Source organism: Xanthomonas sp. JAI131 (assembly GCF_013410075.1).
Taxonomy (GTDB): domain Bacteria; phylum Pseudomonadota; class Gammaproteobacteria; order Xanthomonadales; family Xanthomonadaceae; genus Xanthomonas_A; species Xanthomonas_A bonasiae.
This window is the reverse complement of sequence record NZ_JACCCN010000006.1, coordinates 247,536-260,686: the sequence shown is the minus strand read 5'-3', so window position 1 is coordinate 260,686 and position 13,151 is coordinate 247,536. Positions and strand designations below refer to the sequence as shown.

General features: G+C 70.8%; 11 protein-coding genes and 1 pseudogene. 5 read left to right on the top strand and 7 right to left on the bottom strand.

Going from position 1 to position 13,151, the window contains the following annotated elements:
• Positions 1-23 precede the first annotated feature (23 nt).
• The gene (locus HDC36_RS22605; protein WP_179571098.1) at positions 24-1,109 is read right to left on the bottom strand and encodes a FecR domain-containing protein; all 1,086 of its coding nucleotides are present in this window, start codon (positions 1,107-1,109) and stop codon (positions 24-26) included.
• Positions 1,090-1,806: a sigma-70 family RNA polymerase sigma factor gene (locus HDC36_RS22600; protein ID WP_255432875.1), complete on the bottom strand. Its 717-nt coding sequence runs from the start codon at positions 1,804-1,806 to the stop codon at positions 1,090-1,092. The genes HDC36_RS22605 and HDC36_RS22600 overlap by 20 nt, the downstream gene beginning before the upstream one ends.
• Between HDC36_RS22600 and HDC36_RS23605 the strand changes: the two are divergent.
• The 4 genes and pseudogenes from HDC36_RS23605 to lepB all read left to right on the top strand — a co-directional run.
• A pseudogene (locus HDC36_RS23605) lies at positions 1,805-2,569 on the top strand (cyanophycinase); the annotation flags it as partial. The gene HDC36_RS22600 and the pseudogene HDC36_RS23605 sit on opposite strands and share 2 nt — an antisense overlap.
• 216 nt (positions 2,570-2,785) lie before the next feature.
• On the top strand, positions 2,786-3,751 hold the full coding sequence (locus HDC36_RS23600; RefSeq protein WP_255432908.1) for an isoaspartyl peptidase/L-asparaginase: 966 nt from the start codon (positions 2,786-2,788) through the stop codon (positions 3,749-3,751).
• A gap of 295 nt (positions 3,752-4,046) precedes the next feature.
• The gene (gene dcp, locus HDC36_RS22590) at positions 4,047-6,203 is read left to right on the top strand and encodes a peptidyl-dipeptidase Dcp (protein ID WP_179571096.1); all 2,157 of its coding nucleotides are present in this window, start codon (positions 4,047-4,049) and stop codon (positions 6,201-6,203) included.
• 426 nt (positions 6,204-6,629) lie between these two features.
• Entirely contained in the window at positions 6,630-7,259 is a 630-nt protein-coding gene (lepB, locus tag HDC36_RS22585; RefSeq protein WP_179571095.1) for a signal peptidase I, read from the top strand.
• Between the two features lie 114 nt (positions 7,260-7,373).
• Here the strand turns inward: lepB and HDC36_RS22580 are convergent, their stop codons facing one another.
• On the bottom strand, positions 7,374-8,411 hold the full coding sequence (locus HDC36_RS22580) for an MBL fold metallo-hydrolase (protein WP_179571217.1): 1,038 nt from the start codon (positions 8,409-8,411) through the stop codon (positions 7,374-7,376).
• Between the two features lie 140 nt (positions 8,412-8,551).
• Between HDC36_RS22580 and HDC36_RS22575 the strand changes: the two genes are divergently transcribed.
• The gene (locus HDC36_RS22575) at positions 8,552-9,184 is read left to right on the top strand and encodes a TetR/AcrR family transcriptional regulator (RefSeq protein ID WP_179571094.1); all 633 of its coding nucleotides are present in this window, start codon (positions 8,552-8,554) and stop codon (positions 9,182-9,184) included.
• A gap of 103 nt (positions 9,185-9,287) precedes the next feature.
• Here the strand turns inward: HDC36_RS22575 and HDC36_RS22570 are convergent, their stop codons facing one another.
• The 4 genes from HDC36_RS22570 to HDC36_RS22555 all read right to left on the bottom strand — a co-directional run bounded on the left by HDC36_RS22570 (position 9,288) and on the right by HDC36_RS22555 (position 13,122).
• Positions 9,288-9,638: a VOC family protein gene (locus tag HDC36_RS22570; protein ID WP_179571093.1), complete on the bottom strand. Its 351-nt coding sequence runs from the start codon at positions 9,636-9,638 to the stop codon at positions 9,288-9,290.
• A 70-nt stretch (positions 9,639-9,708) separates the two neighbouring features.
• A complete protein-coding gene (locus HDC36_RS22565) occupies positions 9,709-10,440 on the bottom strand; it encodes a helix-turn-helix domain-containing protein (RefSeq protein ID WP_179571092.1) in 732 nt (243 codons plus the stop codon).
• Between the two features lie 159 nt (positions 10,441-10,599).
• The gene (locus HDC36_RS22560) at positions 10,600-11,862 is read right to left on the bottom strand and encodes a cation:proton antiporter (protein WP_179571091.1); all 1,263 of its coding nucleotides are present in this window, start codon (positions 11,860-11,862) and stop codon (positions 10,600-10,602) included.
• A 291-nt stretch (positions 11,863-12,153) separates the two neighbouring features.
• The gene (locus HDC36_RS22555; RefSeq protein ID WP_179571090.1) at positions 12,154-13,122 is read right to left on the bottom strand and encodes a LysR family transcriptional regulator; all 969 of its coding nucleotides are present in this window, start codon (positions 13,120-13,122) and stop codon (positions 12,154-12,156) included.
• Positions 13,123-13,151 lie beyond the last annotated feature (29 nt).

The following is a 13,151-nucleotide window of genomic DNA, read 5'->3' as shown; positions in this document are numbered from 1 at the left end:
CGCACCGCCGCGCGCGGCCGCGCTCAACGGCTGTGCAACAGCACCTGGTCGCCGCGGCGCTCGGCGCGGATCGGGAAGCCCTGCTCGAGCAGGCGCACGAACGCGTCGGTGTTGGACCAGCGGAAGTTGCCGCCGACGCGCAGCGCGCCGGCACTGGCGTCGGCCACCTGCAGCTTGACCGTGTTGTAGCGGTTGAACTCGGCCACGGCCGCCTGCAGCGGGGTGTCGTCGAAGGTCAGGTAGCCGTTGCGCCAGTCCAGCGCGCGTTCGGCCTCGGCCAGTGCGACCCGGCGCACCAGCACCCCATGCGGGCCGGCCAGGGCGATGCTGCCGGCCGGCAGCAGGGTCGGCGGCGCCTGCGGATTCGCCGCCGACTCCAGCCGCACCGTGCCCTCGGTGACCACCACGCGCAGCGCGTCGGCATCGCGGCGCACCGCGAAGCGCGTGCCCACCGCGATCACCCGGCGCGCGCCGCTGGCGACCACGAACGGCCGCGCCGGATCCTTGCTCACCTCGAAGAACGCCTCGCCGCGCTCCAGGTCGATATGCCGCTGCGCGCGCGACAGCGCCACGTCGATGCGGCTGTCGCTGCTCAGCGTCGCATGCGAGCCGTCGGCCAATGCCAGCGGGCGCAGGCTGCCGGTGGCGCTGGCGTAGGCGACCGGCTGCAGCGCCGCGGATTGGCGCCAGGCCAGGCCCAGCACCGCGCCGAGCAGCAGCGTCGCGGCCAGCGCCAGCGGCCAGCGCCGGCGCGCGCGCGCGGGTAGGCGCGGCGCGAAGCGCAACTGACCGAGGTCGGCTGGCGTACCGGGTGCGATCGCTGCCGCGGCGCCGTCGTTCGCTTCGGTGGCGTTCGCCAAGGCGTCTCCACCCGCCAATCCCCGCCAGCTGCCGCGTGGCGGAATGTGGCCGTCGCGCTGGCCCGCACCCAGCGCCTGCAGCCGCCCGCTTTCCTGCCACGCCGCGCGCAGGCGCAGGAACGCCACCCGGTGCGCCGTGGCCGCGGCCAGCCACGCCTCCAGCCGCGCCTGCTGCTGCGGCGTCCAATCGCCGCGGTCGCAGCGCGCCAGCCAGGCCGCGGCGCGCAGCTCAATCCGCCTGCTGTCCATCCTGTGCCCGTGCCTGCCGCGGCGCCGCGGGCGCGCGCGCGCCGTCGTCGCCATGAAAATGATCGGCCAGCAGGCGCATGCCCTTGGCCACGTGCTTTTCCACGGTCTTCTCGCTGATGCCCAGACGCATGGCCACCTCCTTTTGCGACAGTTCCTCGACCCGCCGCAGCCAGATCACGCTGCGGCAGCGGTCGGGCAGGCGGTCGAAGGCGGCCGCCAGCCGTCCCAGTACCTGCCGCCCGCCGCACCAGCGTTCCGGCGACAGCTCGTCTACCAGGACGTGCAGCGACTCCAAATCACCCACTGCCTCGATCGACACCACCCGGCTGCGCCGCCGCCGGTCGCTCATCAGGTGCCGCGCGGTGGCGAACAGGAACGACTTGGGCAGGCTCGGCCGCGCCTTGCCGGCGGCCTCGTAGACGCGCACGTAGATTTCCTGGCGCAGGTCGTGCCATTCGTCGCGCTGCGGCCAGCAGCGCCGCAGGTAGCCGCTCAGCGCCTGCTCGTGGACGAGGATCTCGTGGACGAACCAATCGTCGAGGGAGGCGGGCATGCATCCCACATTAGCCGATCGTCCGCCCGTGTGGCAGCGCCCGCGCGCCGCCGCGAACCGGTACAACGACGAGGGGGGAAACCGCGCCGCCGTTCGTCCCCTGTCTGCAACGAACCGCCCGTCCGCCCTCGAGGAGATCCGCATGACCCGTTCCGTCGGCACGTTCCGGCCCTGGCTGGTGGCATTGCTGGGCCTGTGCCTGGCCGCGCCCGCCGCCGCTCGCGATTACCGCCAGTACCTGGTCGGCGATCCGGCCCTGCCCACGCCCGGCCCGGTCGCGCCGGGGCTGCTGCTGATGGGCGGCGGCGACCGCAACTACGACGCGCTGCGCTGGTTCATGGCCAAGGCCGGGCACGGCCACGTGGTGGTGCTGCGCGCCTCGCAAGGCAACGAAGTGGCCGAGGAGTTCTACCGCGACGTCGGCGGCGTGGCCTCGGTGGAGACATTCGTGTTCAGCGGCCGCGGCGCCTCCAGCGATCCGGCGCTGCTGCGCAGCCTGGCCCGCGCCGACGGCATCTTCATCGCCGGCGGCGACCAGTCGCGCTACGTGCGCTACTGGAAGGGCACGCCGGTGGCCGCCGCGCTGGACGCACACGTGCGCGCCGGCAAGCCGCTCGGCGGCACCAGCGCCGGCCTGGCGATGCTGGGCGAGTACCTGTACGGGGCGATGGACGGCGGCAGCCTGACCAGCGTGCCGGCGCTGGCCGATCCGTTGGGGCCGGCCACCACCATCGAGACCGACTTCCTGCACCTGGACCTGCTCAAGCGCGTCATCACCGACACCCACTTCAAGGAACGCGACCGGCTCGGCCGGCTGTTCGCGTTCCGCGCCAAGGCGGCGACGCTGGCCCCGGCCGGGCAGCCGCTGATCGGCCTGGGCGTGGACGAGAGCGCGGCGTTGGCGGTGGAGGGCGACGGCAGCGCGCGGGTCTATGCCACCGATCCGCAGGCCGGCGCCACCGTGGTCGCCGGCCCGCTGCAGCCGGCCACGCCGGCCGGACAGCCGCTGCAGGCGGCACGCATCGAGACGGTCGGCGTCGGCCCCGGCTCGACTCTGCACCTGCCCGACGGCCGGGTCGATGCGCCGGTGTTCCACCGCTACTACGCGGTGCGCGATGGGCAAATGCGCGAGATTCCCGCCACCACCCTGGTGATCCACGGCGGCGCCGGGGTCGAGCGCGCCAGCAGCAGCGCCGCCGACCTGGCTGAGGCCCGCGCGGCGATGGAAACCGCCCTGCGCACCGGGCAGGCGCTGCTGGCGCAGGGCAGGCCGGCGGTGGACGCGGTCGCCGCGGCGATCGCGGTGCTGGAGGATTCGCCGCAGTTCAATGCCGGCAAGGGCGCGGTGTTCACCCACGACGGCCGCAACGAACTGGACGCGGCGATCATGGACGGCGCCAGCGGCAAGGCCGGCGCGGTGGCCGGGGTGCACCGGGTGAAGAACCCGATCCAGCTGGCGCGCGCGGTGATGGACCAGTCCGAGCACGTGATGCTGGTCGGCGACGGCGCCGAGGCATTCGCGCGCCAGCACGGGGTGACCCTGGTCGATCCGTCCTACTTCCGCACCGAGAAGCGCTGGAAGCAGCTGCAGCAGGCGCTGAAGGAAGAGGCGAACAAGCAGGCGCACGCCGACCTGGAGACCGCCAAGCACTTCGGCACGGTCGGCGCGCTGGCGCTGGACACGCAGGGCCGGCTGGCCGCGGGCACCTCCACCGGCGGCATGACCAACAAGCGCTATGGCCGCGTCGGCGACTCGCCGATCATCGGCGCCGGCACCTATGCCGACAGCCGCTGCGCGGTGTCCGGCACCGGCTGGGGCGAGTTCTACATCCGCGCGGTGGCGGCCTACGACATCTGCGCGCGGGTCAAGTACGCCGGGCAGAGCCTGGCGCAGGCGGCCGAGGCGGTGATCGACCAGCAGATCCCCAAGGCCGGCGGCGACGGCGGCGCGATCGCGCTGGGCGCCGACGGCAGCGTCGCCTTCCCGTTCAACACCGAGGGCATGTACCGCGGCTGGATCGGCGCCGACGGCGTGCCGCACGTGGCGATCTTCAAGGACGAGGCGCTGCCGCTGCCTGGGACGCTGTAGTCGATGTGCCGGCCGGCTGGCGATCGCCAGCCGGACCATGTCTCCCGGGCAAGCCCCGTCGCGACTGAAGTCGCTCCCACAAGGAGCCTCGCCGTTGCTGCCATGTCGGCCAAGCCCACTGTGGGAGCGACTTCAGTCGCGACGCGCCGAGCCTTCAACCCAGGCCGCTCCTGCCGCCATCGCCAACCTGATCCGCCGGCCCACCCCCAGATCCAATGGCACATGCCCGCCCCGCGCAAACCGCGTAGCGTGCGCGGCTGCCCCGCCACCATGTCCCTGTCAGGAGTTCCACCCCATGTCGCGTACTGTCGTTCTGGCCGCCGCCATCAGCCTGGCGCTGGCAGCCTGTTCCGGTAAGGAGTCCACCCCCGTGCCCGCCGCCCCCGCCGCTTCGCAGTCCCCCGCTCCCGCCGCCGCCAATCCGCTGTTGAGCGCCAGCACGCTGCCGTTCCAGGCGCCGCCGTTCGACAAGATCAAGGACGCCGACTACCTGCCCGCGTTCGAAGAGGGCATGAAGCAGCACCTGGCCGAGATCCGCAAGATCGCCGACAACGCCGAGCCGGCCACCTTCGCCAACACCATCGAGGCGATGGAGCGCAGCGGCCAGACCCTGAGCCGGGTCCAGCGGATCTTCTTCGGCCTGGTCCAGGCCGACACCAACGACGAACGCCAGAAGATCCAGGAAGCGGTGGCGCCGAAGCTGGCCGAGCACCAGGACGAGATCAGCCTGGACCCGAAGCTGTTCGCGCGGATCAAGGCGATCTACGACCAGCGCGACACGCTGAACCTGGAGCCGGAGCAGAAGCGCCTGGTCGAGCGCGACTACGAGGAATTCGTGCGGTCCGGCGCACAGCTGTCCGATGCCGACAAGGCGACGCTGCGCAAGCTCAACGTCGAGGAAACCACGCTGGCCACCCAGTTCCACACCAAGCTGGTCGCGGCCACCGCCGCCGGCGCGGTGGTGGTGGACGACAAGGCCAAGCTCGACGGCCTGTCCGAGGGCGACATCGCCTCGGCCGCGCAGGACGCCGCGGCGCGCAAGCTCGACGGCAAGTATTTGCTCGCGCTGCAGAACACCACCCAGCAGCCGGTGCTGGCCTCGCTGAAGGACCGCGAGCTGCGCACCCAGGTGATGGCCGCCTCGCAGTCGCGCGCCGAGAAGGGCGACGCCAACGACACCCGCCAGACCATCCAGCGCCTGGCCCAGCTGCGCGCGCAGAAGGCCAAGCTGCTCGGCTTCGACAGCTACGCCGCCTACAGCCTGGGCGACCAGATGGCCAAGACCCCGGCCGCGGCGCTGAAGCTGCTCACCGACACCGTGCCGGCGGCCACCGCCAAGGCGCGCAGCGAGATCGCCGAGATGCAGAAGGTGATCGATGCGCAGAAGGGCGGCTTCAAGCTCGCCGCGTCCGACTGGGACTTCTACGCCGAGCAGGTGCGCAAGGCCAAGTACGACCTGGACGAGTCGCAGATCAAGCCGTACTTCGAGCTGGACAACGTGCTCAAGAACGGCGTGTTCTACGCCGCCACCGAGCTGTACGGCATCACCTTCAAGGAACGCACCGACATTCCGACCTACAACCCGGACATGAAGGTGTACGAAGTGTTCGACCAGGACGGCACCTCGATGGCGCTGTTCTACACCGATTACTACAAGCGCGACAGCAAGTCCGGCGGCGCGTGGATGGACGTGTTCGTCGAGCAGGACGGCCTCACCGGCGCCAAGCCGGTGGTGTACAACGTCTGCAACTTCACCAAGCCCGCGCCCGGCCAGCCGGCGCTGCTCAGCTTCGACGACGTCACCACCATGTTCCACGAGTTCGGCCACGCGCTGCACGGCATGTTCTCCAAGGTGAAGTACCCGTCGATCGCCGGCACCGCGACCTCGCGCGACTTCGTCGAGTTCCCGTCGCAGTTCAACGAGCACTGGGCCTCGGATCCGAAGGTGTTCGCGCACTACGCCAAGCATTACCAGACCGGCGAAGCGATGCCGGCCGAGCTGGTGGAGAAGATCAAGAAGGCGCGCACCTTCAACCAGGGCTATGCGACCACCGAGTACCTGTCGGCGGCGCTGCTCGACCTGGCCTGGCACACCCAGCCGGCCGACGCGCCGCTGCAGGACGTGGACAAGTTCGAAGCCGACGCGCTGAAGAAGTTCAAGGTGGACGTGGCCGAAGTGCCGCCGCGCTACCGCACCACCTATTTCGACCACATCTGGGGCGGCGGCTACTCGGCCGGCTACTACGCCTACTTCTGGTCGGAAGTGCTCGACGACGACGCGTTCGAATGGTTCAAGGAGAACGGCGGCCTGTCGCGCAAGAACGGCGACATCTTCCGCGCCAAGATCCTCTCGCGCGGCAACACCGTCGACCTGGCCACCCTGTACCGCGATTTCCGCGGCAAGGATCCCAGCGTCGAACCGCTGCTGGAAAACCGCGGCCTGAAGGACTGAGTCGCGCGTCGCCGCATGCGGTGATCGAGAGCGGGATGGCCCAACGGCCATCCCGTTTTTCGTTGCGGCGGATGCGAAACGGTGGCGGCGACCCTGTAGGGGGGGGGCTTCAGCCCCGACCTCATCCGCAGCCGCGAGCAAGCGCGTTTCGAGCGTCATGGTTTCCCAAGCCGACCGCCCACCGGCGCCGTGCCGCGACCGATGGTCCGAGGCCCCCGGAGCCGCTCTTACAGGCAGAGCATGCGATTGCCTGCTGGGTGCACTGCAGGAGGGGCTTCAGCCCCGACAGAACCCCTCCGCGCCCGACTCGCGGCGCCGGAACCGCCGCCCATGCCTTCCGTCACTGGCAGGCCACGCGGCCACGCGCGCACTGTCGCCATGGCATCGCGCCGCGATGCACTCCCGCCCGAATCCCACAGGTGTCGCATGACCTCGACCGACCCGCAAGACTCCCGCCTGCACCGCGCCGCGCGCTGGACGCGCAAGGAACTGCTGCCGATCGCGGTCATGCTGCTGTTGCTGACCGCCGCGCGTTCCTCGTTCGCCAACCACTACGTGGTCCCGAGCGGCTCGATGCAGCCGACCCTGCAACCCGGCGACCGCGTCGCCGTGGACATGAGCGCCTACGGCCTGCGCGTGCCGTTCACCGAATGGCGGGTGCTCGAGCGCGGCCATCCGCAGCGCGGCGACGTGGCGGTGTTCGATTCGCCGCGCGACGGTACCCGCCTGATCAAGCGTGTGGTGGCGGTGGCCGGCGATCGCGTCGACATGCGCGGCGGCCACCTGTCGATCAACGGCCAGCCGCTGCAGATCGGCAGCGATGGCGACAAGGAACAGTTCGGCGAGCGCATCGCGCAGCTGGACCTGGATGCCGGCGGCGGCCCGGACCTGTACGACGTGCGCGTGCCGCCCGGCAAGCTGCTGGCGGTCGGCGACCATCGCGGCGACAGCCTGGACGGCCGCTACTTCGGTTTCGTCGACGCCGACAGCGTCTACGGCAAGGCGCTGGCGGTGTACTACCGCCGTGGCGAAGGCCTGGAGTGGCTGCGCTTGTAAGCGCCATGCCTGCGCGTCGGTCGCGTCATGCGACCGGCGCGCGGTTTCCGAAGGGGATGCCGGCGCAGGTCGCGGACCGCGCCGGCATTGCAACGTTGCTGCTGCTTCAGCGCCTCAGCGCGCCGCCGCAGGAACCGCGCCCAGCGTGCGCCACCAGCGGTCGCCGGCGGCCGGCGCGCTCAGGTCCACCCGCTCGCCCATGCGCGGCGTCGCCAGCGGCACGCCGGCCGCGACGGCCAACGCGACGATGCGCTCGAACGGTTCGTGCCAGGCATGCAGGGCCAGGTCGAAGGTGCCGTTGTGGATCGGCAGCAGCGTGCGCCCGCGCACGTCCAGGTGCGCCTGCAGGCTCTGCTCCGGCTGCATGTGCACGTGCGGCCACTGCGGGTCGTAGGCGCCGGTTTCCATCAAGGTCAGGTCGAACGGACCGAGCCGCTGGCCGATCGCCTTGAAGCCGTCGAAGTAGCCGCTGTCGCCGCTGAAGAAGATCTTCAGCGCGTGGTCCTGGATCGCCCACGAGCACCACAGCGAGCGGCCGCTGTCGAACAGTCCGCGCCCGGAGAAATGCTGCGACGGCGTCGCGGTCAGCGTCACCCCGTCCATCGTGGTCGATTGCCACCAGTCCAGCTGCCGCACCTTGGCCGGGTCCACGCCCCAGCGCAGCAGCAGATCGCCCACGCCCAGCGGCGTCACGAACACGCCGACGCGGTCGGCCAGGCGGGCGATGGTGGCGCGGTCCAGATGGTCGTAGTGGTTGTGCGACAGGATCACCCCGGCGATCGGCGGCAGATCGTCCAGTGCGATCGGCGGCGCATGGAAGCGCTTGGGGCCGGCGAAGGAGAACGGCGAGGCGCGCTCGGAGAACACCGGGTCGGTCAGCCAGAAGCCGCCGCGCAGCTTCATCAGCACCGTGGAGTGGCCGAGCCGGAACAGGCTGTGGTCTGGCGCGGCCAGCAACTGCGCGCGGGTCAGCGGTAGCACCGGCAGCGGTAGCGACGGCACGGTGTGCGCCGGTTTGTTGAACAGGAACTCCCACATCAGCCGCAGCGTCGGGAAAAACCCCAATGCGCTGGTCGCGGTGGGAACCGTATTGCGGAAGCGCCCATGGCGGAACTGCGGCGAAGCCGCATGGGGCGACGAACTGCGGGGCATCTGGCGGGCGGAGGCGAGCACGGTGGCATTCCAACGGGGTGGGGGGACGGGCGGCCCCGGGGCGGGTGCCGGCAAGAAATTACACTACACAGTGTAGTTTCCTTTGGAGAAAAGTAAACCGCCCGGTGTAAAATGTCCACATGTCCAGTTCCTCCGCCCCCGCGCCGGCCCCGGTGCGCCTGACCGAGCGCAAGCGCCAGGCCATCCTGGAGGCGGCGATCGCCGAGTTCCGCAGCCAGGGCTTCGACGCCACCAGCATGGACCGCGTCGCCGCCAGCGCCGGCGTGTCCAAGCGCACCGTCTACAACCACTTCCCGAGCAAGGACGCCTTGTTCGCCGAGATCCTGCGCGGGCTATGGCAGCGCAGCGCGGACACGCTCGACGTGCCGTATCGCGCCGACCGGCCGTTGCGCGAGCAACTGCTGCAACTGCTGCAGCAGAAGCTGCGGCTGCTCGACGATCCGGCCTTCGTCGACCTGTCGCGCGTGGCCATCGCCCAGGGCATCCACTCGCCCGAGCGCGCCCGCGAACTGATCGCGCAACTGGGCAGCAAGGAAGAGGGCACCACGGTCTGGATCCGCGCGGCCCTGACCGACGGCCGCCTGCAGCCGCTGGATCCGGAATTCGCCTCGCAGCAACTGCAAGGCCTGGTCAAGGGCTTCGCGTTCTGGCCGCAGATCGCCATGGGCCAGCCGGCATTGAGCGCCGCGCAGCAGGCGCAGGTGGCGGAGTCGGCGGCGGACATGTTCTTGCGGCACTACGCCCGCGAGTGAGTGTGGTGCGCGGGCGGCGTGCCGTTGCGCCAGTAAGTGGTTGGCTAGCGGCAGCAGTGCCGCAAACGCGCAGCGGCCTCTGCGCCGCAGTCTTGCCCAGCCGTCAGCCTTCCGACCACACCGCCAACTCGTAGCCGTCCTGGTCGGCGAAATGGAAGCGGCGGCCGCCGGGGAATTCGAACAGCGGGCGGACGATGCGGCCGCCAGCGGCCTCGATGCGCGCCTGGGTGTCGGCCAGGTCGTTGGAGTACAGCACCACCAGCGCACCGCCGGGTTGCGCGGTGCCGTGGAAGAAGCCGCCGGTGAGGCGGCCGTCGCGGAATTCGCAGTAGTCCGGACCGTAGTCCTGGAAGGTCCAGTCGAAGGCCTGGCCGTAGAAGGCCTTGGCCGCGGCGATCGAGGCGACGGCGAATTCCAGATAGTCGATGCGGTGCTGCTGGTCGGCGCGGCTCATGGCGGGCTCCGTGGAAAGGGCCGCCAGTATCCATCGCCGCGCCGCTGCCGGCTTGGCGAAAACGGCCAGCTCAGCGCGCGTGCCGTTGCACCAGATCGCGCGGGCTGAGGCCGGTCAGCTGGCGGCTGTCGCGGACCAGGTGCGGGGCGTCGCCGTAGCCGGCTTGCAGCGCCGCCGCGGTCAGCGTGGGATGGCCGCGGGCGATGCGAAGGAAGCGCTGCAGGCGCAGGATGCGTTCCAGGGTCTTGGCGCCGTAACCGAACGCGTCCTGGCAGCGGCGCCGCAGCGAGCGTTCGCTGATGCCCAGGCTGCGCGTGAGTTCGGCCATGCGCGGCGCATCGTCGCCGGCCAGTTGCGCGAACACCCAGGCCATCGGCTGGTCCGCCACGAGTGGACGGCTGGCGCATAGCGCATGCAACACCGCCAGCGGTTCGATGCTGTCTTCGAGCCGTGCCTGCCAGTCGCGGCCGCGGCCGTCCCACAACGCCTCCAGCGCAACGCGTTGGTCGGCGATGGCATGCAGCGGCACGCCGAGCAGGCTCGCGCCCGCGCCGGCAGCCAGGCGCACCCCGCTCAGCACGCTGCCCGGCGCCAACGTCGCGACGCTGGCGCCGCGGTCAGGCCCGGCCACGAACAGGACGCGTCCGTCCCAGATCAGGTCCACGCAGCCATCCGGCAGTACCTGCGTCGGCAGCGGATCGGCATCGCCATGGCGAAAGCGCCAGCTGCAGCACAGGCGATCGCGCAAGGCCGGCGGCGCATCGCGTTCGGCGTAGCGGGAGGATGTGGGCAAGGCGCTCATCGGCAGGCGGGCGTGCGCGGCGGGCGACGGCGGGGTGCGCGGTCGCCTGGTCCGGCATGCCTGCGCCAACCGCACAAGACATGTGCGCCGAGCGCCGCGACGGCATGTCGGACGATGCGGGCGCCGCGGTGCAGCCGTTCGCTCGGCACGGCCCAGCGCTCAGCGACCGGACCGGCTCGCGCCCAGTCCGGCGGCGCCGGCGGCACGCCGTTCGCGATGGAACCAGGCCACCATCGGCGAGGCCATGAAGGTGGTCACCAAGGTCATCCCGAACAGCAGGGTGAACAGGTCCGGGCCGATCACGCCGCTGTCCAGGCCGATCTTGATCACCACCAGTTCCATCAGCCCGCGTGCGTTCATCAGCGAGCCCACGGTCAGGCTGTCGCGCCAGTCGTGGCCGCTCAGGCGCGCGCCCAGCGTGCAGCCGACCAGCTTGCCGAGCACCGCTACGCCGATCACCAGCACGAAGCCGGCGATACCCGTGCCGGCGAAGACGCTGGGGCTGGTGGCCTGGCCGGCGACCGCGAACAGCACCGGCATCAGCAAGGTGATCGCCAGCGGCTCGATGCGCCCGGCCAGGTGTTCCAGCAGGCGGTCCTCGCGCGGCAGGCAGATGCCGAACAGGAACGCGCCGAAGATGGCGTGCAGGCCGATCCATTCGGCCGCGGCGGCGCAGGCCAGCACGCCGATCAGCACCCAGACCAGGGCGGTCGGCGCATAGCGGCCGTCGCGCGCGCGGGGCTTCAGCAAGCGCGCGAACGCGGGGCGCAGTGCGCCGAACACCACGGCGATCAGCACCAGCGCGCCGACCGCGGTGAAGCCGACGCCGCCGTGCGCGTTGCCGCCGGTCAGGGTCAGCACGACCGCCAGGAAGATCCAGACGGTCGCGTCGTCGATCACCGCCGCACCCAGCGCCAGGCGGCCGGCGGGCGTGCGGGTCATGTTGCGGTCCTTGAGGATCCGCGCCAGCACCGGAAACGCGGTGACCGACATCGCCGCGGCGATGAACAGCGCGAACGGCCAGAAGCCGATGCCGTGCGGCGCGAAGCGCGGATACAGCCATGGCGCCGCGGCCAGGCCGAGCAGCAACGGCAGCGCGATGCCGGACAGCCCGACCGTCACCGACGAGCGCACCTGCGCCTTGGTGCCTTCCGGCGCGCGCAACTCCACGCCGACGATGAACATGAACAGCACTACGCCGATGTTGGCCAGGCCGGACAGCGGCGGCAGGCTGGCGGGTGCGAACAACGCGCCGTGCAGATCCGGCAGCCATGCGCCGAACGCGATCGGCCCCAGCAGCAGTCCGGCGGCCATTTCGCCGATCACCGGCGGCTGGCCGACGCGCTGCAGCAGCATGCCGCACAGGCGCGCGGCGCCTAGGATCGCCGCCAACTGCACCAGCAACAGCGTGGTTGGATTCATCGCCAGTCCTTCCGTTGGATCGCCTCGGCATGCACGCCAGCACGGTCGCGGCGCGCGCGTTCGCCGGCCCTGTTCCCCGCGACTGCCGGCCTGCGCGCTTGTCGTGCGGACGGGTGGTCGCCGTGTGCGGCTAGTCTATGACGACGGCGGCGCGCGCGTCAGCCGCTGCCGATGGCGGCTTGCGACCACGACCGGCAATCCTGTCCCGATTCCTCGAGGAGGCCAGCCGCGGCGCGCACGCTTGCGACGGCCCGAGACGATGCGCTGCCGGATGCGCGGCGAAGACGCGCCTCAGCGCTCCGACGGCCCGCTCTCGTCGTAGCCGCGCGGGGTGAACAGGTCCGGCTGGATCAGTTCGATGAAGGCGCGCGCCTGCGGCGACAGGTACTTGCCCTTGCGCACCACCACGCCGTAGCTGCGCGACGGGAAATAGTCGCCCAGCGAGCGCGTGGCCAGCTTGCCGCGGTCGGCCTCGGTGACGCAGATCGAGCTGACGATGGAAATGCCCATGCCCATCGCCACGTACTGCTTGATCACCTCCCAGCCGCCCACTTCCAGCGCCACCGTGTACGGCACCCGCGCCTGCTGGAACACCAGGTCGACCAGGCGGTAGGTCACCTGACGCTTGGGCGGCAGGATCAGCGGATACGGCGACAGGTCGTGCAGGGTGAGCTTGGGCGTGTTCGCCAGCGGGTGGTCGCGCGGGGCGATCAGCAGTTGTTCGAAGCGGTACACCGGCGCGTAGCTGAGGTCGGCCGGCACGTCGAGCATCGAACCCACCGCCAGGTCCACCGCGTCCTCGCGCAGCAGCTCGGTGCCGTCGGCGCTGATCGCGTTGTGCAGGGTCAGGCGCACGTCCGGGTGGCGCGCGCGGAAGTTCTCCACGATCTTCGGCAGCAGGTACAGGATGGTGGAGCTGTTGGCGGCGATGTTCAGTTCGCCGGCGTCCAGCCCACGCGCCTTCTCGCGGAAATCGGCTTCCAGCCGGTCCAGGCTTTCCACCAGCGGCTGCGCCATTTCGTACAGCAGCTGGCCCTCGCGGCTGGGGATCAGGCGCCGTCCGCTGCGCTCCAGCAGCACCACGCCCAGTTCGCGCTCCAGCGCCTGCAACTGCAGGGTCACCGCCGGCTGGCTGACGAACAGCGCCTCAGCTGCCCGTGAGACCGAACCCAGGCGCACGGTCTGGCAGAACGCCCGCAGCGGCTTCAGCCGGTCGGATTTGTAGGGAAAACGCGGGGTTGCGGTGCCGCGCGTGGCCATGATGTGACAACTATAAGGTGTACTTATTT